Source organism: Idiomarina aminovorans, from assembly GCF_023155095.1.
Classification (GTDB): domain Bacteria; phylum Pseudomonadota; class Gammaproteobacteria; order Enterobacterales; family Alteromonadaceae; genus Idiomarina; species Idiomarina aminovorans.
Genome location: NZ_JAKNDA010000001.1, coordinates 698819 through 722216, shown reverse-complemented (window position 1 = coordinate 722216; position 23398 = coordinate 698819). Strand labels below are relative to the sequence as shown.

General features: G+C 46.3%; 22 protein-coding genes and 1 pseudogene. 9 read left to right on the top strand and 14 right to left on the bottom strand.

Annotation, left to right across the window (positions count from 1 at the left end; all coding sequences use genetic code 11):
• The first annotated feature begins 9 nt into the window (after positions 1-9).
• Positions 10-597 carry a dCTP deaminase gene (gene dcd, locus L8G48_RS03620; protein ID WP_248263237.1) on the top strand — a complete coding sequence of 196 codons (588 nt, stop codon included), beginning with the start codon at positions 10-12 and terminating at the stop codon, positions 595-597.
• On the opposite strand, the gene L8G48_RS03615 is transcribed toward dcd, so the two are convergent.
• On the bottom strand, positions 594-1490 hold the full coding sequence (locus tag L8G48_RS03615; RefSeq protein WP_248263236.1) for a gluconeogenesis factor YvcK family protein: 897 nt from the start codon (positions 1488-1490) through the stop codon (positions 594-596). The genes dcd and L8G48_RS03615 overlap by 4 nt on opposite strands.
• 106 nt (positions 1491-1596) lie before the next feature.
• Between L8G48_RS03615 and L8G48_RS03610 the strand changes: the two genes are divergently transcribed.
• The 4 genes from L8G48_RS03610 to L8G48_RS03595 all read left to right on the top strand — a co-directional run bounded on the left by L8G48_RS03610 (position 1597) and on the right by L8G48_RS03595 (position 5716).
• Positions 1597-3003 carry a protein adenylyltransferase SelO gene (locus L8G48_RS03610; RefSeq protein ID WP_248263235.1) on the top strand — a complete coding sequence of 469 codons (1407 nt, stop codon included), beginning with the start codon at positions 1597-1599 and terminating at the stop codon, positions 3001-3003.
• 68 nt (positions 3004-3071) lie between these two features.
• A complete protein-coding gene (locus tag L8G48_RS03605; protein WP_248263234.1) occupies positions 3072-3587 on the top strand; it encodes a DUF192 domain-containing protein in 516 nt (171 codons plus the stop codon).
• 11 nt (positions 3588-3598) lie between these two features.
• Positions 3599-5272 carry a M28 family metallopeptidase gene (locus L8G48_RS03600; protein WP_248263233.1) on the top strand — a complete coding sequence of 558 codons (1674 nt, stop codon included), beginning with the start codon at positions 3599-3601 and terminating at the stop codon, positions 5270-5272.
• Between the two features lie 75 nt (positions 5273-5347).
• On the top strand, positions 5348-5716 hold the full coding sequence (locus L8G48_RS03595) for a hypothetical protein (RefSeq protein WP_248263232.1): 369 nt from the start codon (positions 5348-5350) through the stop codon (positions 5714-5716).
• 65 nt (positions 5717-5781) lie between these two features.
• Here L8G48_RS03595 and L8G48_RS03590 read toward each other — a convergent pair whose 3' ends face one another.
• The 11 genes and pseudogenes from L8G48_RS03590 to asnC all read right to left on the bottom strand — a co-directional run bounded on the left by L8G48_RS03590 (position 5782) and on the right by asnC (position 18843).
• On the bottom strand, positions 5782-8883 hold the full coding sequence (locus tag L8G48_RS03590) for an efflux RND transporter permease subunit (protein WP_248263231.1): 3102 nt from the start codon (positions 8881-8883) through the stop codon (positions 5782-5784).
• A gap of 12 nt (positions 8884-8895) precedes the next feature.
• Positions 8896-10050, bottom strand: coding sequence for an efflux RND transporter periplasmic adaptor subunit (locus tag L8G48_RS03585; RefSeq protein WP_248263230.1), 1155 nt, complete (start codon positions 10048-10050; stop codon positions 8896-8898).
• 133 nt (positions 10051-10183) lie between these two features.
• Positions 10184-11008 carry an ArsA family ATPase gene (locus tag L8G48_RS03580; protein WP_282444577.1) on the bottom strand — a complete coding sequence of 275 codons (825 nt, stop codon included), beginning with the start codon at positions 11006-11008 and terminating at the stop codon, positions 10184-10186.
• A 28-nt stretch (positions 11009-11036) separates the two neighbouring features.
• The gene (locus tag L8G48_RS13465; RefSeq protein ID WP_282444576.1) at positions 11037-11195 is read right to left on the bottom strand and encodes an ArsA-related P-loop ATPase; all 159 of its coding nucleotides are present in this window, start codon (positions 11193-11195) and stop codon (positions 11037-11039) included.
• 33 nt (positions 11196-11228) lie between these two features.
• Positions 11229-11501, bottom strand: a complete 273-nt coding sequence (locus tag L8G48_RS03575) for a cory-CC-star protein (protein ID WP_248263229.1) — start codon at positions 11499-11501, stop codon at positions 11229-11231.
• A gap of 15 nt (positions 11502-11516) precedes the next feature.
• Entirely contained in the window at positions 11517-13196 is a 1680-nt protein-coding gene (locus L8G48_RS03570) for a carbon starvation CstA family protein (protein WP_248263228.1), read from the bottom strand.
• 110 nt (positions 13197-13306) lie between these two features.
• A pseudogene (locus tag L8G48_RS03565) lies at positions 13307-13481 on the bottom strand (DUF1328 family protein).
• A gap of 136 nt (positions 13482-13617) precedes the next feature.
• The gene (locus L8G48_RS03560) at positions 13618-16236 is read right to left on the bottom strand and encodes a M14 metallopeptidase family protein (protein ID WP_248263227.1); all 2619 of its coding nucleotides are present in this window, start codon (positions 16234-16236) and stop codon (positions 13618-13620) included.
• 94 nt (positions 16237-16330) lie between these two features.
• On the bottom strand, positions 16331-17335 hold the full coding sequence (gene mnmH / locus L8G48_RS03555; protein WP_248263226.1) for a tRNA 2-selenouridine(34) synthase MnmH: 1005 nt from the start codon (positions 17333-17335) through the stop codon (positions 16331-16333).
• Positions 17336-18376 (bottom strand): selenide, water dikinase SelD, encoded by a 1041-nt coding sequence (gene selD / locus L8G48_RS03550; RefSeq protein ID WP_248263225.1) that lies wholly within the window; start codon positions 18374-18376, stop codon positions 17336-17338.
• Complete coding sequence (gene asnC / locus L8G48_RS03545) at positions 18373-18843, bottom strand: transcriptional regulator AsnC (RefSeq protein ID WP_248263224.1); 471 nt, start codon at positions 18841-18843, stop codon at positions 18373-18375. Before asnC ends, selD begins: the two co-directional genes overlap by 4 nt.
• 149 nt (positions 18844-18992) lie before the next feature.
• Between asnC and asnA the strand changes: the two genes are divergently transcribed.
• The 4 genes from asnA (at position 18993) to L8G48_RS03525 (ending at position 21976) form a co-directional block, all read left to right on the top strand.
• Positions 18993-19973, top strand: a complete 981-nt coding sequence (asnA, locus tag L8G48_RS03540; RefSeq protein ID WP_248263223.1) for an aspartate--ammonia ligase — start codon at positions 18993-18995, stop codon at positions 19971-19973.
• A 20-nt stretch (positions 19974-19993) separates the two neighbouring features.
• The gene (locus tag L8G48_RS03535) at positions 19994-20617 is read left to right on the top strand and encodes a TetR/AcrR family transcriptional regulator (RefSeq protein ID WP_248263222.1); all 624 of its coding nucleotides are present in this window, start codon (positions 19994-19996) and stop codon (positions 20615-20617) included.
• Positions 20618-20640: 23 nt separating this feature from the next.
• Complete coding sequence (locus L8G48_RS03530; protein WP_248263221.1) at positions 20641-21378, top strand: SDR family oxidoreductase; 738 nt, start codon at positions 20641-20643, stop codon at positions 21376-21378.
• A 214-nt stretch (positions 21379-21592) separates the two neighbouring features.
• On the top strand, positions 21593-21976 hold the full coding sequence (locus tag L8G48_RS03525) for a glutathione S-transferase N-terminal domain-containing protein (protein WP_248263220.1): 384 nt from the start codon (positions 21593-21595) through the stop codon (positions 21974-21976).
• Here L8G48_RS03525 and L8G48_RS03520 read toward each other — a convergent pair.
• A complete protein-coding gene (locus tag L8G48_RS03520; RefSeq protein ID WP_248263219.1) occupies positions 21973-22824 on the bottom strand; it encodes a hypothetical protein in 852 nt (283 codons plus the stop codon). The two genes, L8G48_RS03525 and L8G48_RS03520, sit on opposite strands and share 4 nt — an antisense overlap.
• The gene (locus L8G48_RS03515; RefSeq protein WP_248263218.1) at positions 22821-23345 is read right to left on the bottom strand and encodes a hypothetical protein; all 525 of its coding nucleotides are present in this window, start codon (positions 23343-23345) and stop codon (positions 22821-22823) included. The genes L8G48_RS03520 and L8G48_RS03515 overlap by 4 nt, the downstream gene beginning before the upstream one ends.
• Positions 23346-23398: the final 53 nt, after the last annotated feature.

Below are 23398 nucleotides of genomic sequence, written 5' to 3'. Positions count from 1 at the left end.
TGAAAAATAATGCGCCTAAACGACACTGAAATAGAACAACACTTGAAAGACGGAATTATAGGTGTCGAACCTGCACCCAAAACCAGCAATATTTCTGGCGTTACGCTGGATATTCACCTGGGCAATGATTTTCGTGTTTTGCAGGACCATGCGGTGCCTTTCATCGACATAAGTGGTTCTCGTGAGGCTATCGAAGAAGCGATTCGAGAGGTAATGAGCGATGAAATTGTACTGAAGGACGATCAGGCACTTTTCATTCATCCCGGAGAGTTTGCTTTAGCGGTAACCCACGAGTCTATTACTTTGCCCGCCGATATAGTCGGCTGGTTAGATGGCCGTTCATCTCTGGCGCGTTTAGGTCTGATGGTACATGTGACAGCCCATAGAATTGACCCGGGCTGGTCGGGGCAAATTGTTCTGGAGTTTTATAACAGTGGGAAACTACCATTAGCACTGAGAGCGGGTATGAAAATTGGTGCTATCAGTTTTGAAAAGCTCAGCAGTCCTTGTGCAAGACCCTATAATAAACGTGAAGATGCAAAATATCGGGATCAACACAGCGTGGTTGCTTCACGTATTTCAGCGGACGGCGGCTAAGCGCTTTCAATTAAGAGCTGGTTTGTTGCCTGTTCCAGTTTCGCCAATAAGTTATTTGTGTTATGGCGGTAGTAGATCTCTTTATCGCTCTCCAGGCCGCCAATAACCGGTAACTTTAGGTTTTTTTCCTGCTTATTACTGAGTACTAAATCGACAATCTGCTGTCCTAATTGCTGCTCTATAAAGGCAACTTTGTCTGCGAGGGTCAGTTCACCGGCTGGACCATTTTCGTCCACCATATTATCAATAAAAACCACTTTGGCCTGAGTTGTCAGTAAAGCATCGCGAATACCATTGACCAGCAAAGGTGGCATCACCGAGGTCAGGAAACTGCCTGGACCCAATAAAATTAACTGGCTATTTTGAATGTGGCGTATGGCTTCTGGTGTTGCGGTTACCGTACCCGACAAATAGAGTTTGCGGGGCATAATGGGCAGTTTATCAATGCGTATTTCACCGTGGCACTGGATGCCATCATTGGTGGTAGCGATAAGATCGGTCGGGCATTCGGACATCGGCAGAATGCGGTTGTCGACATTTAATAAGCGACTGAGAAGTTGAATGCCATCTAACGGCCGAGCGCTGAGCTGATCCAGTGTGTATAGCAATAAGTTGCCAAAATTGTGACCATGCAGTGATGAAGAGCAGTCAAATCGATAGTTTAATACTTCGGCGGCAAGTGGTTGTTCAACAAGCTGTGACAGGCAATTGCGAATATCGCCCCAGGCAATGCAATGCTGAGACTCCCGTAACAGGCCGGTAGCACCGCCATTATCTGTGGTTGCTACAATACCAACTAACTTATGTTTCATAAACGACAGAGTCGACAGTACTCGACCGAGTCCGTGACCACCGCCTATTGCGGTGATACGTCGTAGCGAATGCAGTTGCATGCGGCTTCCTTTGCTGCCAAAGACCAAACGTTGCGACCTTAGCTGATTTATTATGAGTTATGCAAGCCTCGCTGACTGTGTAACAATCTAAATAACAGGAGGATGTATGCCAATAAATTTTGATAACCGCTTTGCCCGTAAGTTCCCGGAAATAATAACCCATCAACCGATACAGCCCGACGGTAAAGTAAAACTGTTGTGGTTAAATACCGATTTATGGGCTGAGTTGTCAGCGGGTGAACAACCACCGGATAACCTCGCTGACTGGCTTGGCGGCTTAGAGCCGTGGCCAGGTGCAGAGCCGATTGCACAAAAATATGCGGGTCACCAGTTCGGGCATTTTAATCCATATTTAGGGGATGGCCGCGGGCTCTTAATGGGGCAGGTCGCAGTAGGCGATAAATTACAGGATATTCACGTAAAAGGGGCCGGGCCAACGCCCTACAGTCGGGGCGCTGATGGTCGAGCCGTATTGCGCTCATCGATTCGTGAGTTGCTGGCGAGTGAAGCCTTGCACGCACTTGGCATTCCCACAACCCGGGCCCTGGCGCTGATTAAGACAGAAGGCAAAATACAGCGGGAGCGGGTTGAGCCTGGCGCAATGCTGGCCCGTACTGCCGCTACGCACGTTCGCTTCGGTCACTTTGAACACTGCTTTCATCGTGGCCTGGAAGAGACCATGAAGAACCTATGGCAAGACACCATAGAAGTGGTTTGGCCACACTTAGCTGGCGCCAGTATTGCGGATCAGTTTTCTGCGGTGGTTAAAAGCACGGCTGAAATGATAGCGGCCTGGCAGGCTTATGGCTTTATTCACGGCGTGATGAATACCGATAATTTGAGTTTAGCAGGAGAGACCTTTGATTTTGGGCCTTACGCATTTTTGGATGAGTATGAGCCGGAGAAAATTTTTAATCATACTGACGCGGGTGGACGCTATGGCTTTTTGCAGCAGCCGGGCGTAGGACTCTGGAACTTGAGGAAACTGGCTCAGGCTATTAGTCCGTTAACTAAAGCCGGCGAGCTTCAACCCGCACTGGATAATTATGAAGCAGAGCTTCGAAGTGCCTATTTAAATTTGATGGCCAAGCGTCTGGGGATACCGTCTGTACCGGCCGATCAGAGAATGTCTTTAATTGGCGGTTGGTTGAGCTTGCTCGAGGTCAATAATGCCGATTATCAATTGTCGTTCCGTGATCTTATCGACTCTATTGAATCAGGAGAGCCTAAAGGCCTGCTGTCTAATAGTGGCGAAAGCTGGTGGCAAGAATACAAAGCCGCGATTGGAGAAAATAGTGAAGTGACCCTTATGAAACAGGTGAACCCCTGGGTGATTGTCAGAAACCATCATGCACAACAGGTTATAGAAGCTTCTGAAGCGGGAAACGATGATTTACTGCGTGATTATATTGCTGCGTTATTCAATCCATTTTCGGACAGCTTACGTGAAAGCCGATGGGCTAAGCCGCCCGCAGCTGAGGAAAAAGTGTCACAGCTGTCCTGCTCTAGCTGAGGTTTAAATTGCGATTTCCCGCTGGATAGGACAAAATCGGAGACAGTGATTATGACAAGGTTAATCTAATGAAGCATCAACGACTTTTTATCCTGTTAAGTGTCATATCTTTTAGTGGTGTAGCTCAGCAATGGAATGTCCCTGAGCCACAGGAATTCGATAAAACCGAAGTTTGCCTGGGAGATATTCAGCAACCGTTGAAGGTTGAGCTGGCTGATTCTCAAGCGCAGCAGGCACGGGGGTTAATGCAACGTGAATCGCTGGGTGCCTACGAAGGTATGTGGTTTCGATACGGTAATGAGCGCCCTGGCTACAGTGGTTTCTGGATGTATCAGACCTTGATGCCGTTAGATATTGCTTACCTTGATAAAAATCGCCGTATTGTTAAAACTTTTACGATGCGTCCGTGCAAAAGTGAAGATCCGCGCAATTGCCGAAGCTATTCTCCGGGGAAAAGCTATTGGAGTGTGCTTGAAGTTAACGCGGGATTTTTCGCGGAAAATGAAATTCGTATGGGTGATCAGTTAAGAAAAGCAGAAAATGACAATTGCTCGCCAGCAAGCGACAAAAATAATAATAGATAAGAGGAGAGACCATGAAGTACGTCATGATAGGAGCACTTAGCTTAAGTGTTTTAGCGGCCTGTGGACCGGTAAATGATTCAAACAAGGAAGCGGATAAAGCCGTTGCTGACATAAAAGACTCAGCGTTTAACCCAAATTATCGGAACTACCTGAAAACGTTATCTGCTGATGAGTTTGAGGGACGAGCACCAGCATCGGCCGGTGGTGAGAAAACGGTGAGCTTTATCGAAAACCATTTTCGCGAGTGGGGGTTAAAACCGTACGATCAAGAGACTGACAGCTATCGTCAACCGGTACCCTTGGTTAAGTTAATGCCATATAAAGTGACGTCCTTAAACTTTAGCGGTGAGTCAGCTCCGGAGTCAATGGAATATCGCACTGAGATGATGGCCTGGACACCAAGAGTGGTCGACGAAGTAAAGCTTGAAAGTAGTGACGTTGTTTTTGTCGGGTACGGCATTGTTGCTCCAGAATACGACTGGAACGACTACCAGGGTCTGGATGTTGAAGGTAAGACGGTTGTTATGTTGGTCAATGACCCGGGCTACGCGACAGGCGACCCTGATTTATTTAATGGCAACGCAATGACTTACTACGGTCGTTGGACGTATAAGTTTGAAGAAGCTGCTCGTCAGGGAGCAGAGGCTGTTTTTGTGATACATGAGACAGGTCCCGCAGGTTATGGTTGGGGCGTGGTTGCAGGTGGCTCACCAGTGCGCTTTGATTTAAAGCGTGAAAATAAGAATATGGATCGCTCAGCTATTGAAGGTTGGGTGACTGAAGAGAGCGCCAATGCCTTATTTGCGACTGTGGGCAAAGATTTAGAACAAATGCGGGAACTGGCGCTAAGTGGAGAATTTAAGCCTGAACCGTTAGATATAAAGGCATCGTTAACGGTTAATAATAAGTTTGAATACTTAGATACCAACAATGTCATTGGTTATATCGAAGGCTCTAAATACCCGGAAGAACACGTTATTTATATGGCTCACCACGATCATCTGGGTACCGACCCGGTTCGTGAAGACGACCCTATTTATAACGGTGCACAAGATAATGCGTCAGGTACGGCAGCGTTAATGGCTATGGCCGAGCAGTTTGCCAAAGACCCGCAACCGGAACGTTCCATTGTCTTTGCCGCTGTAGGTGCTGAAGAGAGTGGTTTACTGGGTTCTGACTGGTATGCCGCGCATCCTATGTTGCCATTAGGTAAAGCGGTTGGTGGCATCAATATGGATGTCATGAACGTTTATGGCCCTATGAAAGACATGGTAGTGGTCGGTTATGGAAACTCAACCATGGAAAACTACTTGAAACGCTACGTAAAGGCCCAAGATCGTTATGTAGCAGCTGAACCGAATCCGGAAGTTGGATCTTTTTATCGCTCCGATCACTTTAATCTGGCGAAAAGAGGGGTGCCGATGCTGTATGCGAAAGGCGGCAATGACCACGTAGAGAAAGGCCGTGAATGGACGGAAAAACAGCGTGCGATATTCAATCGTGATGCGTATCACAAGCCAGCCGATGAATATAATGAAAACTGGGATCTACGTGGTGTACAGCAGGACATGTCAGTTTTTTATTCAATCGGCAAAGAGTTAGCAAATTCCCGCGACTGGCCTCAATGGGCTCCGGGAAATGAGTTTGAAGCTGCCCGTAAGGCAACCGGGGATGTGCGTAAATAGAGGTTAAGATAACCCTGCCGGAACGGTCTGAGACCGATGTTGTCTTAACATTGTAGTCATTTTTTAGGAGCAGTTATGACTCATAAACGAGATAAAGTTTATGTCCGTTTTAATCAGGGTTCAGGTGCCGGGGGGAAATCCTCCGGCAATTGGCTCAGCCGATTGCTGGGCCTTTTTTTGTTGTTGGTCTTGGTTGGTTTAGGTTTAGCTTTTGGGATGGTTATTGCGGCGGTCTTAGTGCTGCTGGCAATTCCGATGCTATGGCGGCAACGGCATACCATTAAACAAGTTTGGCGTATGCGTAAACAGGCAAAGCAACACTATCAAGAGCAACAACGACAACATCAAAAACAACAAGAACACGATGAAAATACTCAGCAAGATAGTGGATCGGTTATTGATGGAGAATACGAGGTTAAAGAAGATCGGGATAAAAAACCTTAAAAAAGAAGGTTTAGTGCTTGAATGAAAAAAACCGGAGGTTTAAACCTCCGGTTTTTTTGTGTTTATTACTCTTCAGGTTGTTTGGGTGGGAAAATTCGACGCACCGCATAAAAGAACAGTGGAACAAAGAATATTGCCAGTACAGTACCGCCTATCATTCCGCCAATAACGCTGGTTCCGATGGCATTACGGCTTGCGGCGCCGGCACCGTCGCTTAACGCTAACGGCATAACCCCGAATACAAATGCTAATGATGTCATCAGAATAGGGCGTAAGCGCAAACGTACAGCTTCTAAAGTGGCTTCCAGCAGCTCTTTCCCCTGAGCTTGCAGGTCTTTTGCAAACTCGACGATGAGTATTGCATTTCGTGCTGACACACCGACGGTTGTTAACAGACCCACCTGGAAGTAAACATCATTAGAAATATCCCGAAGCATAACGGCAATAACCGCACCTAAAATACCTAAAGGTACAACCAACATGACAGAGAAAGGTATTGACCAACTCTCATAAAGTGCGGCAAGAAACAGGAACACAACAATTAGGGATACACTGTAAAGAATTGGCGCAAAGTTACCAGATTGACGCTCTTGTAGCGAAATACCGGTCCACTCAAAGCCTATTCCGGGTGGTAGCTGTTCGATCATTCGCTCCATTTCAAGCATCGCTTCACCGGTGCTAACGCCCGGGGCAGCTTGTCCCTGAATTTCCATTGCAGAAACGCCATTATAACTTTCAACTCGTTGCGGACCGTAAGTCCACTTCCAGCTTGAGAACGAACTGAAAGGCACCATGTCGCCCTGGTTATTTCTTACATACCATTCGTTAATATCTTCCGGAAGCATCCGCGATTCAGCTTCACCTTGAAGGTAGACTTTTTTCACTCTTCCGCGGTCAATAAAGTCATTGACATAAGAAGACCCCCAGGCGGTGCTTAAAGTGTCATTGATACTCGCAATGGTCAGTCCCTGAGCTTGTGCTTTTTCAAAATCAATATCAATGCGTAACTGTGGTGCGTCTTCCAGCCCGTTAGGACGGACCTGAACCAGTTTTTCATTCTGTGAAGCCATGCCGAGCAATTGATTTCGCGCCTCAACCAGTCCGGTATGGCCCAGGTTACCGCGATCCTGTAAGAACAGGTTAAAGCCACTGGACACCCCAAGCTCAGGTATGGGGGGAAGGTTAAAGGCAAAAACCATGGCTTCTTTGATGGTTGCAAAGAACCCAAAAGCTCTTCCAATAACCGCTTCAACACTTTGACTCTCGTCACGCTCTCCCCAGTCTTTTAACCGCACGAAAGCAATACCATTGGCCTGACTACGGCCGGAGAAGCTAAAGCCAACAACTGAGAATACGGACTGAACTGCATCTTCCTGATTCAGGTAGTAGTCCTCAATTTTATCCATCGTATTCACTGACTGCTCAATGGTCGAGCCAACCGGTAACTGCATCTGGGTTAGAAAGACACCGCGATCCTCATCAGGTAAGAAAGCTGACGGGAGTTGGGTAAATAAATAAGCAAGTACACCTATGATACCCAAATAGAGTAAACCGAAGCGGACAGTACGGCGCAATATTGAGTGAATGGAGTGAGTGTACTTAACCGTCCATTTTTCAAGTGTCCGGTTAAACCAACCCAGCGGCCCCCAGCCATCGTTTTTATCATGCTTAACTGGCTTGAGCAGGGTAGCGCACAATGCCGGTGAAAAAATAATAGCGACCAGAACCGACAGACCCATAGAGGTAATAATGGTTAACGAGAACTGTCTGTAAACGGCGCCGGTAGAGCCGGGGAAGAACGCCATAGGAGCAAATACCGCAGCCATAACGACACCAATGGCAACCAGAGCCCCGGTTATTTGTCCCATCGATTTAATGGTTGCCTGTTTGGGCGATAAACCCTCCTCAGACATTAAACGTTCAACGTTCTCGACCACCACAATGGCATCATCAACCAGCAAGCCTATCGAGAGCACCATACCAAACATGGTTAAGGTGTTAATCGAGAACCCGGCTAACGACATAACGCCCATAGTCCCTAAAATAACGACCGGAATTGCCAGCGTCGGTATTAGGGTGGCGCGCAAGTTCTGTAAGAAAACAAACATTAACAGGAAGACCAGAATAATGGCCTCAATCAGAACCTGAGCAACTTCTGAAATTGAAATTTTAATAAATGGCGTGGTGTCATAAGCCGTCACCAATTCTATTCCATCCGGGAAAAACTCTTCCAGCTCAGCCATACGTGCTTTTACAGCATCCGCGGTTTCAAGCGCATTAGCTCCCGTTTGCAGGTTAACCGCAAGGCCCGTCGCAGGTTTACCATTGTAATTGGCCCGTACTGAGTAGTTTTCAGCACCCTTTTCAACCTCAGCAACGTCTTTAAGGCGCACTTGCGAACCGTCAGGCATCACTTTCAATGTAATATTTTCAAATTCTGACGGATTTGACATGCGTGTTTGCGCAATAATTGTCGAGTTAAGGCGTTGTCCGTCAACCGCTGGCGTACCGCCAAGCTCACCGGCAGCAACCTGAGCATTTTGTGCCCGAATGGCTTGTTTGATATCAGCCATTGTCATGCCGTAGTTAACCAACGAAGACGGATCTACCCAAATTCGCATGGCATAGGGAGAACCAAATAGCTGCACATTACCAACACCGGTAGTGCGCGCTATCGGATCCTGGATGTTAGACGCTATATAATCACTTAAATCGGTTTGGGAGTAACGGTCATCTGTCGCGACAAGTGCCGCAACCATCAGAAATGAGCTGCTTGATTTACTGACCGTAATGCCTTGCGCCTGAACCTCCTGTGGCAACTGCGGGGTTGCCTGAGAAAGCTTATTCTGAACCTGTACCTGCGCAATGTCGGGATCGGTGCCGGAAGCAAAAGTCAGGCTGATAGTGGCATTACCAAAATTACTTTGAGACGAGAAGTAAATCAGGTTATCAATACCCGTCATGTTCTGTTCAATAACTTTGGTCACGGTATTAGAAACCGTTTCGGCGTTCGCGCCGGGATAGTTTACCTGAATTTCAACAGCTGGCGGAGCGATAGTCGGGTACTGTGCTATGGGTAACTGCAACATAGCAATAGCACCAGCCATCATTGTCAGCAGGGCGATAACCCAGGCAAAGATAGGGCGATTAATAAAAAACTTAGCCATGACTGACTTTCCTTACTGCTGCTGTGCGGAGTTAGACGAGTCTATAGTGACGCTGTCGCCCGGGCGAATCTTCTGTAAACCCGAAGTGACTATGGTGTTGCCTTTTTCAAGACCATCAGCTACTAACCAGTTGCTACCCAACGCCCGATCAGTGGTTATCATGCGCTGTTCCACTTTGTTGTCATCAGTAACCAACATCACGTAAGGGCGTCCTCTTGGGTCGCGGGTTACTGCTTTTTGTGGTATCTGAATAGCATCCCGAATGGTTCCTTCACTCACCTCAGCTCGCACGAACATGCCCGGGTAAAGAGTTTTATCTGGATTAGGAAACTCCGCACGTAGTAAAATTGCGCCCGTGTCCTGGTCAACACTCACTTCGGAGAAAAGTAACTCACCTTTCTGATCGTAGTTTAAACCGTTGAGCTTCAGTCGAACTGGCGCGTTACCTTTTTCGTTGGCTTGTATACGACCCGACTTTATATCCGCTTGTAACTTCATAAACTGTTTGCTGGATTGATTAATATCGACATAGATAGGATCTAACTGATTAATACTGACCAGAGATTCAGCTTGTGAAGCGGTAAGTAAGGCACCTTCAGTGAAGTTTGAACGACCAATAATGCCGTTGATAGGTGCATTGACTTTGGTGTATTCCAAGTTGATTCGTGCGTTTTTGAGTTTAGCTTCGGCCAGTGATACCGCCGCTTTATTCTGGTAAAACGTCGCTTCTGCACTGTCAAACTCGTCCTGGCTTACTGCGTTTTCCTCTAAGAGTTCTTGAAAACGCTCGTAGCGTAATCTGGAGCTGTGCAATATCGCTTTGGCGCTTTCGACTTCAGCTTCAGCGCTAGCCAGTTCAGCTTCATAAACAGCCGGGTCAATTTGGTAAAGTTGTTGGCCTTTTTCAACGAAAGTGCCTTCTTCAAACGTTCGTTTCAATAACACGCCACTGACCTGAGGACGAACCTGTGCAACCCGGTACGCCGCTGTACGACCTGGTAAGTCTGCACTTAAACTAATTGATTCCGGCGTTACGGTAATAACTTCAACTTGAGCCGCTTGTTGTTGCCCTTGTTGCTGTTGTGCCGGGTCGCTGCAGGCGGTTAGTGCTCCGGCTAACAGAAAACTCACCGCAAAAATGGGAGTAAACCTTAAACGCGTGTTCATTAAATTACCTCTGGCCTATTAATTAATATCGGAATTATACATACATCCATGTATGTTTGTAAAACGAATCGGCAGCAGTTAAGGCAATTTTTCTATTGGTCTTTTTACTTCTTCAATAACCGTAAAATGGTCATTAAGAAGAAAAACCGGCCTGTTCGAGGTTATTGGCGAAGGCTTCTAGTGCCGGTAATCCCTGAACATCCTCTTCCAGCAAATAAAGGGAGTAATTTGGCCAGGCGTCAAAGCGTTTTGTTATGTCTTCTAAATAAGACTTTTCCTGCGTACGCCGTTTAGCAAGGAAGCTTCCATCGGCTTGTTCGGGCAAAATGCGGTTAATGATCACGCCACCTACCGGTAAATTTTCTGCCGTTAAGGACTGCAGTGCTCGAGCGGTTTCTTGTATCGGCAGGCGCTCTGGCGTTAGCACAAATAGAATCGAGGTGTAGTTATTATCCTGCAATAGCCGTCGGGTTCTCTGAAACAGCCTTTGTCGTTTTAGCAATTGTTCGGTAATTGCCTTGGTCCGGTCAGTCATGCCGTCACTTGCGTTCTCTTTAGGATCTGCCATGGGGTTGTTAATATCTTTACCCGACTTGGGCGATAAATGCTCCAGTACCGAGTCAAAATCTTGCGAGCGTTTTTGCGATCGCAACATTCCTTGTGTCCAGGCGGCCATAGCCTCTGGCAAGGTCAATAGACGTAAAGTATGACCCGTGGGCGCGGTATCAAAAATCAATAAATCATAATCGTTTTCTGCTTCGTCTATGATATTGCAGATTCTCTCTAAAAGCGCCGCTTCCTGAGCTCCTGGAGATTGCTGTGTTAAACGCATTTGACGTTCGATTTCAGGAAAGAGATCGGGGTTGGTAAAACGTTTCATTTGTGAACTGACCCGATCAATATGTTCTTTGACCTCGTGGTCAGGGTCAATTTCTAATGCGGTTAAGTTTTCACGCATCAGTGTTTTGCGGTCTCCAATTTTTTGATCAAATACATCGGCACAGACTGTGCGCCGGATCGGTTGACACTAACAAAACTTTTTTACCATTACGGGCGGCAAGAACCGCTAAAGCAGAAGAGACCGTTGTTTTACCGACACCGCCTTTACCACCAATGAGTAGAACTTTTTTATCGCTTAATAACATGAAAAATGAGCTCTGTTTTTGCGGGCGTTGCAATTAGCAACAGCGGAAATGATCGAGCGGTGAGTGCTCCATTCCCATGCGCTGATGCCACTCGTGGAAACGTTCTAACATCAGCGGTTGAAGTTCCAGCGTGTAATAGGCGGCCGGATTCGGCACGCCCATCATTTCAGAAAAAACCAGTAGCATGAACAAATCGTCTTCATCGCGCTTTGCCCGGGCAATAGCTGAGCGGTAGGGCGCATTGTAAAATTCATTGGCTAAGTCACTTGCCCGACTGAACCAACGGCGAATTGACTGAATGTTCATGCTACTCACTCCTGTTTACTCTTGTTTCTGGGCTTTTTGCGCTTTGCGGAGTTTCGTCAGACCCGCACTGGCTTCTAGTGCAATCCATATAGCGGCAACCAATACCACTAAATCCAGGCCCATTAAGAACCAGTCGCCGCTATCGTAGAAACCTTTCAGCTGCACAATAAGCGCAAATACGGTCATTATCAGCAAGAAGATTAAAGGTAACAGGGTGTAATACATTGGACGACCTAAGCGTACCAGCATTACGGTAATAACCAGCAGCGTTAAACCGGCCAACAACTGATTTGTGGTACCAAATAAAGGCCAGATAACTAAGCCGCCGGCACCGTCTGCGCCACCGGCACCGAAGGCTAATAACAAACAGCTAGCAACCGCTAGCAGAGTTGCTGGTAAGGCCTTCTGCATCCAGTTAATGTTATACAGGTTTCCCCACTCCTGAAAAATGTAACGCTGTAAGCGCAGGCCTGTATCCATAGTTGTGCCGGCAAAAAGCACCGCCATGACCGTAAGCAGGGTTTCTGAAATACCAACATCCAGACCAATACCCTGGCTAATAATATTTGCACCACCCTGGACGAACGCAGAGACGCCCCCTTGCCCGAAAGAAGAATACACTGCTTGCCAATCTGCCAGCGTTGCAAAGCCGGCCGTTGCCGCAATAATAGTTGCCAGAGATAAAGAGCCTTCGCCAATGGCACCAAAGTAACCAACGAAGCGTGCATCGGTTTCTTTATCCAATTGTTTAGAGGTTGTACCGGATGCGACCAACCCGTGGAAACCTGAAATAGCGCCACAAGCTATGGTTACGAATAGCAGAGGTATCATGGAAGGAGTGCCTTCAGGGACGTCACTGTTGAAGGCCGGAGCTGATATTTCGGGAGCCAGTAAAAAAGTCGCTCCGTAAAGCAGAATAAGACCAATAAATAGCTGAAGACCGTTAATGTAATCGCGGGGCTGTAAAAGCACCCAGACCGGCAGTAATGAAGCGATGGCTGCGTAGCCGAATAAAATGAGAACCCATTGAGCGTTATCGCTAACACCCATAACGGTCTCAGGTAACTGGACAGGGAATGACGGGCCGACCCATATAAGGGCATAAAGTGCGAGAACACCAATGATGGATATCACTCCGAGACCCAGCCATTTACGGAAAATAATTTGGCCGATAATAAGTGCGACAAATATGGCGCCCCAAACGGGTACAACCGAGCCTGAGAATTTAATGAGTAAGCCGGAGATGGCTGTGGCAAAAACGGCATTAACCATTAACAGAACAAGGAAAATGACGATCATGAAAAGCGTTTGAGAGCGCTTGCCAACGACATCGCCGGTGAGGTTACCGATTGATTTTGCTTTATTACGGTTACTGGCCCAAATAGCGCCAGCATCATGCACGCCCGCAAAAAAGATGGTTCCGAAGATGACCCATAAAAAAGCCGGCACCCAGCCCCAGATAACTGCGATAGCAGGGCCTATAATGGGTGCTGCGCCAGCAACAGAAGTAAAGTGGTGACCCCAGAGAACGTATTTATTGGTAGGGACGAAGTCAACGCCGTCTTCGAGTTCATGAGCGGGTGTTCTGAAGTTCGGATCGAGCTTAAATATTTTCTCAGCAATGAATTTTGAATAAAAGACATAACCGAGAAACATAGCGCCTAAACCCAGAACCATCATTGCAATTGCGTTCATGGCATGAGCCTCATTGTTGTAGTGTTAGACAGATAACAGAATAATACGAGTTATTGTAGCGTAGATTCAATAACCGATGGCATACGACCAATGTCTAATACCGATTAAGGCTAGTGCCTTTTACCGCCCTGTAATAAGCGAACAACCAGAGAAACTGCGAAAAGAATAATAAAGATCCTAGAAGATAATTTTAGCGATTTCTGCCGCGGCACCAGCTATACCGCTGAATCCCAGAATAGCGGCAATTACTGCAACGACGAGAAAAGTAAGAACCCAACGTAACATATGTACCTCACTGATTATTGATAAGTTTCAATAAGTAAGCTAGATCATGATTGAAGGAATAACCAGTATTTAGAAGTGTAAAAAACTGCTAAGACTTTTTCGTCTTAGCAGTTTGTTGTTGGTTGCATATTAGCAATTAATGGGCTTCAGCTGCCGCATCTGCCGCTGCTTTATCGTCCAGTTTTTTTGCGTAAACCTGAATACGAGGAGCCAGGTAAATTGCGTTACTGAGCAGTTTTGCCGTTCCCCAGAAGTAAGCACGGAAATTTATGTTATCCGCAAACCCAATAACCTGACCGTCGCCGAGGCGGTGTGCGGCAATATTGGTTTTGCCTTTTAATATTTCCCGGTTGCGTTTATCGGTATAACCACTCATAAGCGGTTGTTCTGAATAACGGGCAACCGAAACAAAAGGTGATTCAGGCTCTTCCATGGCTGCCGTTGAGTTTTTAAACACCGGCATTTGCTCACGAGGGAAGCCAAAAAACAGTGGGTGAGAGGTATCTACATCCATTGAAAATATGGCTCCGGCAATACGTTGCTCGGAATAAAAGTCGTCGCGGTCATCGTAGCTTAAACGATTTTTAGCAAACGCATCCTCAAAGACGCTGTCATCGATGAAATGCGTGCGCAGAATTTCATTCTCTGCCAGCCACTCAGCTGCGCCACGTTGGCCAATGATAGTTCCACCTTGATAAACCCATTGTTGGATTTTATTACGCAGCTTTTTATCAATATTACGGTAATGGCCGTCAACCATAATAATATGGCTGTAACGCGTTAAGTCAGCTCTTGCCAGGCGCTCGGTATCGACCATAGAAAGTGGAATGCCTACATGGCGGTCAAGGTAGTACCAGGTTTCGCCTGCTTCATAAAGATTTACCCCTGAGCCGGTTAGCATCATGACACTGGGTTCTTCTACCGGCTGAATATTGCGGCTACCCAGGTCAACGCCCCCGGGTGTTAAACCGGTTTCAATTGAGGTTACGTGAATGCCTTTGGCTTTAGCGGCAGTTGCAAGACGACGCTGTACCTCGTGCCAGTTATGTTGCTGATACGCTTTCGGCACAATAATAGAGCCGGCGGCGAACTGTTGACGACCTTGCTCTGCTTGCACAGTGAAAGGTTTAGTGGTTTGACGAACGTGAATATCTTGTTCTAACAGCTCCTGTAACAGGCCTGGCGCATGGTAATCGTTCCAGTTAAATGCGTAAGCATAGGCGTCGGTTAATGCGGATGTCTTACGTTTTGGCGCATTCCAGGCATTATCAGCGATTTGAATGCGTCCACGGTGAGTCTCAAAGGGCACATTGAACGCCAGTGGCAGAGTCCAGCCTGATACATCATAGAAGGTGTTATTGGGAAAGTTCTTGCGGGTACTGAAAATACCCTGAATCAGGCCATATTGTGGTTGCGCCAAAGGCACGTAATAGCTGCTGCCGGCCTCAAATTGAGTACCATTTTTTTCAATATCTTTCTCTACTCGGTAGGCTTTAATGCCGTGCTGTTTAAATATTTCCAGTAAACCTTCGACCCGGGAGGGATCGCTTGAATCGCCAATTAGGTAGCCTTCAAAGTTGGCTGCTTTAGCGGCTTCCATCCCCTGGTCATAGGCACTTTCCTGAAACTCAATAAAACGGCTCTTGTTTTTATGCGTGCCATAAATAGTACTGAGTGAGGCGACAAACTGGTTACGGATAGTAAACGGGAAGCTGACCTCGCCGTTAACGGAATCCTGTAAGTGTCCGCGGCTGGAAGCTTGTTCGAATAATATGCCGACGGCCCCCTGAATGTCAGGATAAGTGGAGCCTTTGCCGTAGTAAAAGTCATCAAATGATTCTTCGGTGTAATATAGGCTGCCAATATCATCCAGCGAATCAGCGTGTTCAGCGGCTAAAATTTCGGTTAAACGCACGTTTTCATCCGGTGTTAACGGGTTTTTGCGCGAAGGAATGCCGGGCTGAAAGAAATAGGTGCTGTTGGTTCCCATTTCGTGGTAATCGGTCAGTACGTTTGGTTTCCATTTCTGAAAGTTAGCAATACGGGCACGTGATTCTGGGTGCTGCAATAACAACCAGTCACGGTTCATATCAAACCAGTAATGGTTAACCCGACCACGGGTAAAAGGCTGTACGTGCTCACGATGTTGAGGGTCGGCAACCAGGTTTTGACTGCGATGCTGGTTTGCCCATTGTGCAAAGCGGGCTAAACCGTCCGGGTTAAACGCCGGGTCTAGCAAAATAACTGAGTCAGTTAAAAGCTCATCAATGGCTTCGCCTTGAGCAGCCGCAAGGTAGTAAGCGAAAAGTATCGCAGCATTACTGCCACTGGATTCATCACCATGAATGCTGTAACCCATGTACATAACTACCGGCGTGTTGTCCGGGTCAGCATCGCGACTTGGATCGGCAGCCGCCAGGTGACGTTCGCGCACATCATCAATATTGTTATGATTATCTTCGGACGTTACCGTCAGCAGTAACAGTGGGCGTTGCTCATGCGTACGACCTGTCATTTCTAATGTAATGCGGTCTGACTCTTCGGCCAGAACTTCCATATATTTCACAATTTGTTCAGGACGGGCGTGCCACTGACCAACCTGGTAACCGAGTACATCTTTGGGTTTGGTAATTTCAGGGTTGTAACTGACATCTTGTGGCAGGTAATACGACAGGTCTTGTGTTGCTGCCAGAGAGGGCAGTGCAACGGCGACCAATGCGGCCGCGGTAATGCGGCTTAACATTCGCTTCAACATAGATAAATCCTCTTGGTGTTATTATTCCATCACCATAACAAAAGGTGCGCAGGATGACTGTAGTTTTCGGCAAGTCGCAGATTTTTAGCGATGCTTATCGCTTTTTCATTTGGTAGTCGTACATAGGGTCGTAGTAGTCGACCAGTAACCCTTCTATCCATTGTTTATGGAGCGCCTGACTGTTGTGCTTTAAGGCTTGCTGGAGCTTGCTGAATAGCTGGCGGAAACGAAGGTCACCTAAACGTTTACGGGTGCGGCTTAAACTGTCTAATAAGTAGTGCTCGAATTGTTCGCGTGATGGATAGCGGTTCTCTGTTTCAACAACATATTCCTGAAAAATAACGTCAACACGTTGTTCCAGAGTTGACTCAATGGGGTGACGTTCGGCTTTTTGAGTCGCCTGCTGTAAACATTCAGGAATGGAGACAGACCCTATGTGACTGCCTTCATCTTCGATATAAACGGTATTGGCACCCTGAGCTTTGAGTTTGAGAAGTTCAACTGCCAACTGGTTTTCGAAGTCAATCTGGGTCGGTTGTGGCTCGGGGTGCCGTCCGAACGCTGAGCCTCTGTGGTGCGCTAGCCCCTCTAAATCAATGGAGTGAGATTTGCGCTTAATGAATTGCGTTTTTTGACAGCCGGTACGACCGCTAACCACAATCCAGTGAAAACTGCGAACCAGCTTTTCGGTACGTTGAATCAGGTGTTGCCTCAGGGCTTTATACCCGCTTTCAACACGGGGCCGTTCAACGCCTTCGTCGTGTAACCACTGTTGTACTATCTGAGAACGTAGACCGCCCCGAAAACAATAGATTACGCCTTTAGGATGAGTTACAAAAAAAGCTTTCCAGTCATCTATTCTCTGTTGCTTAGTGTCGCCACTGACCAGCTCATGACCCAAAGCAATAGCTGCTTTCTGGCCATGTTGTTTGTAGCAGGTCCCGACTTTTGCGCGCTCGTCATCTGTCATTAAAGGTTTATTGACGGCTGAATGAAAGGCGCCTTTTTTAAACTCTGAAGGCGCCCTCAAGTCAAGCAACGGGGTATTGTCGATAAAAAGTTGGTCAAATTGTGATTGAGTTATCCACTGGTTCGTCATTTATTCAACGACCACCCGATGTTGTTGTGATTCGTGCTGAGATAGCTCACCAATAACGTAAACAGGTTGATTGTGTTCACGGCAAACTTGATAAAGCGTTTCGACGTCTTCTTTAGCAACACTAATGAGTAGACCGCCGGAGGTTTGTGGGTCACAGAGCAGGTTGCGCTGGTGTTCAGGTACCGGCCCAATATGCTGTCCGTAACTGTCGAAATTACGCAAGCTACCGCCGGGAATACACCCCTGGCGCAGGTAATCATGAACATGAGGTAAAGTCGGGATATCATCGAATTGAACGGTTGCATAAAGGTCTGCACCTTCAGCCATTTCAATTAAATGCCCGGCCAAACCAAAGCCGGTGACATCGGTCATGGCATGAACACCGTCTAAATCAGCGAAGACACTGCCAATATGGTTCAGTTGGCACATTGTTTCAATTGCGATGCCGCTATGTTCGGGTAAGAGCTTTTTCTGCTTCTGTGCGGTCGTCAGAATACCAACACCGAGAGGTTTGGTCAGCATGAGTACATCGCCGGCGCGGGCCGTATCATTTTGTTTGAGTTTTTGTTTCTCGACCTGTCCGGTTACTGCCAGTCCGAAAATGGGTTCGGGTGCATCAATACTGTGTCCGCCGGCAAGCATAATGCCGGCATCGGCGCAGGCCTGCCGACCGCCATCAATAACTTGTTGCGCGACTTCGGCTGGCAGTTTGTTGATTGGCCAGCCGAAAATGGCGATAGCCATTAACGGCTTTCCGCCCATGGCGTAAATGTCGCTAATGGCATTGGTTGCAGCGATGCGGCCAAAATCAAACGGGTCGTCACAAATGGGCATAAAAAAGTCAGTGGTACTTAATACCACCTGATTATTACCCATGTCGTACGCAGCCGCATCGTCACGGGTGCTGTTGCCTACTAATAATTTCGGATCGGGTGCTATGTCCAGTTTGCTTTGCAAAATAGTGGATAACACCTGCGGCGATATTTTACAGCCGCAGCCGGCACTGTGGCTGTATTCAGTTAACTTAATGTTGTGACTCATGGTTGTATGTCTCTGTTAATGGGCTGCTGCAATGAAATGAGCGTTTCTGTCGATTGTATTTCATCAATAGCCTGAATTCGGTTAATCAGTGTATGTTGTAATTCGTTAATTGACGGCGTCATAATTTTAATAAAGACATTGTATTGTCCCGTCGTGTAATAGGCTTCTATGACCTCTTCCAGCCTCTCCAGCTTTTCGATTGCGGTTGGGTAATCCCCCGCGCTTTTTAAGGTAATGCCAATAAAGCAACAAACATCGTAGCCTAAGCGTTTGGCGTTTATCTGTAAACGCGTGCCATCAATAATCCCCGTGCGTTTCATCTTTTCAACGCGAACGTGGATGGTTGCAGGGCTTACCTTATAGCGTTTAGCAAGTTCTGCATAGGGAGTACGGGCATCCTCCATTAAGCTCTGGAGTATTGAACGATCTAGATCATCGATTTGATAATTTTCAGGCGATTTTTTCATGTTTTATTAAAGCTTTATTAAATAATGTTCCTATAAACTAACGAAAAACAATAATGAAAGCTATTTTTGTTAAAGCTTATTGAATAAAAAGTCGTTTAAGGTGTTAATTGAATAGTATTTTTCGCTTTTTATTAATGATTGGAGTACTTATGAAATCACAGTACATGTTACAGCAGCAAAAAATTCAATGTGTCAAAAACAGCTTTACCGAAGAGTTGCAGCTGCAACTGGGGCTTATTGAAGTGCAGTCACCACTACTTAGTGAACATGGCAGTGGCGTTCAGGATGATTTGTCGGGCTGGGAAAAAGCGGTTGCGGTTAACGTGAAAGCGGTTCCCGGCAAGAAATATGAAGTGGTGCACTCGTTAGCCAAATGGAAGCGTTACACCCTGGGGCGTTATGGTTTTGGTGCCGGTGAAGGCATCGTTACCCAGATGAAAGCACTGAGACCGGACGAGGAAGATCTGAGTCCTGTGCATTCGGTGTATGTTGACCAGTGGGATTGGGAAAAGGTAATAACCCAACAACAGCGCTCGCTGGAATTTCTAATTCAGACCGTTGAACGCATTTATTCGGCTCTGCAGCAAACCGAGCAGCAGTATATTGAACAATACGGTGGCGCATGCAACTTGCCAGACACAATTAAGGTGGTTCATGCAGAGGACTTGATAAAGGCTTACCCTACGCTGAGCGCCAAACAACGTGAGCGTGAAGTCGTTAAACAGTATGGCGCCGTATTTTTGGTCGGCATTGGCGGGGAGCTCAGTCATGGTTATGCACACGATGTCAGAGCACCGGATTATGATGACTGGAGTTCAGTCAACGAGCAGGGCAGTACCGGACTCAATGGCGATATTCTTGTCTGGCACCCGGCATTAGGTGACGCGCTGGAGCTGTCATCAATGGGCATTCGTGTGAACCAGCAAGCATTAAAGCATCAGTTGGCTATTTGTCAGCAAGAAGAGAAGCTTCAACTACCTTGGCATCAATCATTATTAGCGGGAGAGTTGCCCTTAACCATTGGCGGAGGAATAGGGCAGTCGCGTGTGGTTATGCAAATACTGCAAAGTGACCATATTGCTAAGGTTCAATGCAGCGTCTGGCCGGAACCTATTGCGGAAGCGTTATAATAAGGCCTTAACGGTTTAACTTGAACTTTCTAGACGACTGGTCTAATATTGGCGACATGACAAAGAACGACACACGACAACATATCATTGCAATTGGTGCTGACCTTATCTCAATACACGGGTTCGGCAGCACCGGGCTGAATAAAATCCTAAGCGAAGCACAGGTGCCTAAAGGATCTTTTTATCATTACTTCAAAAGTAAAAATGATTTTGGTCTGGCGGTGATTGAAACTTACGCTCAGGACTATGAAGCGCGCATGAGTGAAACGTTGGCAAACGAAGAACTACAGCCCGTTGATCGTCTGCGTAATTATTTACGCCGCTCGGTTGAGGATTTGAAGTCGTGTGATTTTTCTAAGGGCTGCCTGATAGGCAACCTAGGTCAGGAAATGGCGTCGCAAAGTGCGCTTTTTCGCGAACGGTTAGATGCTATTTTTTCTGACTGGGAACAACGTATTGCACGGTGTCTGAAAGCCGCGCAAGAAGCGGGACAAATTGGGCAGAATGTTGACACCGATCAGATGGGCGCATTTATCCTTTCTGGTTGGCAGGGTTCATTGCTGCGAGCCAAAGTACAACGTTCTATGTTGCCACTATTGCGCTTTGAAGAAATGATTTTAAAGCAGTTAGGGGCAGCTGACTAATAATAGTAACCGGAGATAAAATTATGTCAGAAGTACAAGATAAAGTCGTCATTATTACAGGTGCAAGCAGTGGTCTGGGTGAAGAAACCGCACGTATGCTTGCAGCAAAAGGCGCGAAATTGATGTTAGCGGCACGCCGCGAAGATCGTTTAAAAGAGCTTACCGATTCAATTAATAAAGAGGGCGGACAGGCAGCCTACAGGATTGTAGATGTGACCGATAAAGCCGCTGTTCAGAAATTGACTGATGACACTAAAGCTGAATTCGGTCGCATTGATGTGTTAATCAATAACGCCGGGCTAATGCCGCTGGCGCCGCTCGATGCTCTGAAAGTGGACGAATGGGACACCATGATTGACGTGAACATTAAAGGTGTACTTTATGGCGTGGCGGCGGTGTTACCGACCATGCGTGAACAGCATGTGGGTCATATTATCAACTTGTCATCGGTTGCTGGTCACAAAGTCTTTGCCGGCGGAACGGTTTATTGTGCGACTAAGTTCGCTGTAAAAGCTATTTCTGAAGGTATCCGTCAGGAGTCAAATGGTGAAATTCGTGCAACCAATATTTCTCCCGGCGCTGTTGCTACCGAGCTGACTGATCATATTAGCGACAAAGATGCTAAAGCCATGGCTGATGATATTTATTCTGACGCCATTGACTCAGCAGCAATTGCCCGCGCAATTACTTTTGCCATTGAGCAACCTCAGCAAGTTGATGTGAATGAACTGATCATTCGCCCAACAAAGCAAGAGATGTAATTAGCGATAAAGTATTCGATTCTCGATTTAGCGCCTGTCACGGAAGGCGGGACTTTGGGGAGTCATTGCTTCTGCCGCTACTGCGGCTGCACTCCTTTGAGGTTGCGGCTGAGGTATTACGTGAAAATTAAAATGCCTTTGCTAAAAGACTGACTGTTTGTTCTGAACACGTTAGAATATCGGCATCTTAGACAAGCTGTTTGGTAGTATACTTATGAGAGTGATAATTCGTTATTTTTTCCGTACTTTGCGGCTGGTTTTAACGCCCATTGTTTTGCTGGTTGAAAAATTGACTACGCCAAAAGGGCAAAGTCGTTCTGACGAAGCACAACAAAAAGTGGACGAAGCATGTAAGTCGCTTACTCTGTATCAATTCGCTGCGTGTCCTTTTTGCGTAAAAGTTCGTAAAGAAATAGCCCGCCTTAATTTGAACCTTGAATTGAAAGACGCGAAGAATAATGAACAGCACAGACAAGAGCTGTTAGATGGTGGTGGCAGAGTTAAAGTGCCATGTTTACGGATAAAGCAGGGCGATAACGTGCAATGGATGTACGAATCTGACGACATTAATCAGTATTTACAAAAGCATTTTGCTTAATTCAGTTTAGGCCGATCATTTCCCATCCACTTATCTAAAATACGCTGGAAGTCAGGGTCGGCCTTTAGTTGCTCAATAACTTCATTCATTTTTTTGACAGCATTGTGGCCCCATTGGTTGTTGCTGCAACCAACCGCTCCTTCAATGAGCAAACCGCTGTATTCCTCTATTGGCAAAAAAACTAAACCACTGTCTTCAAACTCTGCTTTAGTTTCGTTGTAGTAAGTCATGATGGCTCTATAGTCAATCGTATAGTCTATGCGATCGTTAACTATCATGGTTAATAGATTAACGTGAGCGTTTTCTCCGCTAATAAAGCTGAAGTTTTCAGAGTCAATAAGGTGTGTCTCAATCAAACTTTGTAACTGCCCGTAACGTCGTTCTGCGGGTTGCGCAAAGCGTAAATCAGAATTTTTAACTAAGGCTAAAAACTTGACGGGTTCACCGTACTTTTCAATGATTTCTGCGGCTATATTCGTGCGGGTGATGATGCCATGAGGCTCATAAAGATGGGTTGTTTCTGTGTAATTGAAGTCAGAATTGTAACTGGTTTTTTTTATTAAACAGGGGAAGCAGAGGTTTTTATTTTTCTTCATTATCATGGTAATGCGGCGCGAAGGTAGTTTTCTTATGCGATGAGACAACTCGGGTAGCTGGCGCTGAAAACTGCTGACTAACGCATCGCAAAAGCCCTGTTCTTTATAGTCTCCATAATAGATGTGAAAAGGCGGCGATGAATTGACTCCCCAGATAATGTCTTCGTCTTCAGCAAAACTGGTTGTGCAAAATAATAGAGCGGTAAACAACCCAACAAGTTGGGTTTTTAAAGTATTCAGGTCTGTTCTCATTGTTCTGACTCACTGAGTTTTGGTCTGTCATTACCTAACCAATAGTCGAGACTCTGCTGAAAGTCATTGTTATTTCGAATATCTGTAATGACTCGATCAATAAGTCGGGTTGCGTTTTTACCCCATTCATTATTACTGCAACCAATAGCTCCCCGAATTCTTTTTCCTTCATATTCTGTTATTGGAATAAAAGCCAGAGATTCGTCGTTTTCGAAATCCTCCTTGTTACGTTCATATGATGGGATCATCATTTCGTAGTCAATGGTATAATCAACTCTGTCAATTTGAATAATTTGCTGAGTATTTGGTAATTCGGCCTGAATAGTTTTTACTAATACATCACAGAATCCATTATTAGCTTCATCGCCTTGAGTAATATGAAAGGGGGGAGATGTATTAACACCAAAAATCAGTGGTGCCGATAGCTCCTCTTCCTGAGCTAGTGTGTTTCCACTCAATAACAAAAAACAGATAATCAGTTTTATGTTGATTGGTTTTACTATCATGGTATTTGTTAACATTATTACCTGATGTTTAACATTTATACTCAATCTATCTAAGCAAAGAACAATAG

Excerpts from the sequence above, each read along its gene's own strand:
- dcd (WP_248263237.1), top strand. The coding sequence starts at position 10 with ATGCGCCTAAACGACACTGAAATAGAACAACACTTGAAAGACGGAATT.
- L8G48_RS03615 (WP_248263236.1), bottom strand. The coding sequence starts at position 1,490 with ATGCAACTGCATTCGCTACGACGTATCACCGCAATAGGCGGTGGTCAC.
- L8G48_RS03610 (WP_248263235.1), top strand. The coding sequence starts at position 1,597 with ATGCCAATAAATTTTGATAACCGCTTTGCCCGTAAGTTCCCGGAAATA.
- L8G48_RS03605 (WP_248263234.1), top strand. The coding sequence starts at position 3,072 with ATGAAGCATCAACGACTTTTTATCCTGTTAAGTGTCATATCTTTTAGT.
- L8G48_RS03600 (WP_248263233.1), top strand. The coding sequence starts at position 3,599 with ATGAAGTACGTCATGATAGGAGCACTTAGCTTAAGTGTTTTAGCGGCC.
- L8G48_RS03595 (WP_248263232.1), top strand. The coding sequence starts at position 5,348 with ATGACTCATAAACGAGATAAAGTTTATGTCCGTTTTAATCAGGGTTCA.
- L8G48_RS03590 (WP_248263231.1), bottom strand. The coding sequence starts at position 8,883 with ATGGCTAAGTTTTTTATTAATCGCCCTATCTTTGCCTGGGTTATCGCC.
- L8G48_RS03585 (WP_248263230.1), bottom strand. The coding sequence starts at position 10,050 with ATGAACACGCGTTTAAGGTTTACTCCCATTTTTGCGGTGAGTTTTCTG.
- L8G48_RS03580 (WP_282444577.1), bottom strand. The coding sequence starts at position 11,008 with ATGCGTGAAAACTTAACCGCATTAGAAATTGACCCTGACCACGAGGTC.
- L8G48_RS13465 (WP_282444576.1), bottom strand. The coding sequence starts at position 11,195 with ATGTTATTAAGCGATAAAAAAGTTCTACTCATTGGTGGTAAAGGCGGT.
- L8G48_RS03575 (WP_248263229.1), bottom strand. The coding sequence starts at position 11,501 with ATGAACATTCAGTCAATTCGCCGTTGGTTCAGTCGGGCAAGTGACTTA.
- L8G48_RS03570 (WP_248263228.1), bottom strand. The coding sequence starts at position 13,196 with ATGAACGCAATTGCAATGATGGTTCTGGGTTTAGGCGCTATGTTTCTC.
- L8G48_RS03560 (WP_248263227.1), bottom strand. The coding sequence starts at position 16,236 with ATGTTGAAGCGAATGTTAAGCCGCATTACCGCGGCCGCATTGGTCGCC.
- mnmH (WP_248263226.1), bottom strand. The coding sequence starts at position 17,335 with ATGACGAACCAGTGGATAACTCAATCACAATTTGACCAACTTTTTATC.
- selD (WP_248263225.1), bottom strand. The coding sequence starts at position 18,376 with ATGAGTCACAACATTAAGTTAACTGAATACAGCCACAGTGCCGGCTGC.
- asnC (WP_248263224.1), bottom strand. The coding sequence starts at position 18,843 with ATGAAAAAATCGCCTGAAAATTATCAAATCGATGATCTAGATCGTTCA.
- asnA (WP_248263223.1), top strand. The coding sequence starts at position 18,993 with ATGAAATCACAGTACATGTTACAGCAGCAAAAAATTCAATGTGTCAAA.
- L8G48_RS03530 (WP_248263221.1), top strand. The coding sequence starts at position 20,641 with ATGTCAGAAGTACAAGATAAAGTCGTCATTATTACAGGTGCAAGCAGT.
- L8G48_RS03525 (WP_248263220.1), top strand. The coding sequence starts at position 21,593 with ATGAGAGTGATAATTCGTTATTTTTTCCGTACTTTGCGGCTGGTTTTA.
- L8G48_RS03520 (WP_248263219.1), bottom strand. The coding sequence starts at position 22,824 with ATGAGAACAGACCTGAATACTTTAAAAACCCAACTTGTTGGGTTGTTT.
- L8G48_RS03515 (WP_248263218.1), bottom strand. The coding sequence starts at position 23,345 with ATGTTAACAAATACCATGATAGTAAAACCAATCAACATAAAACTGATT.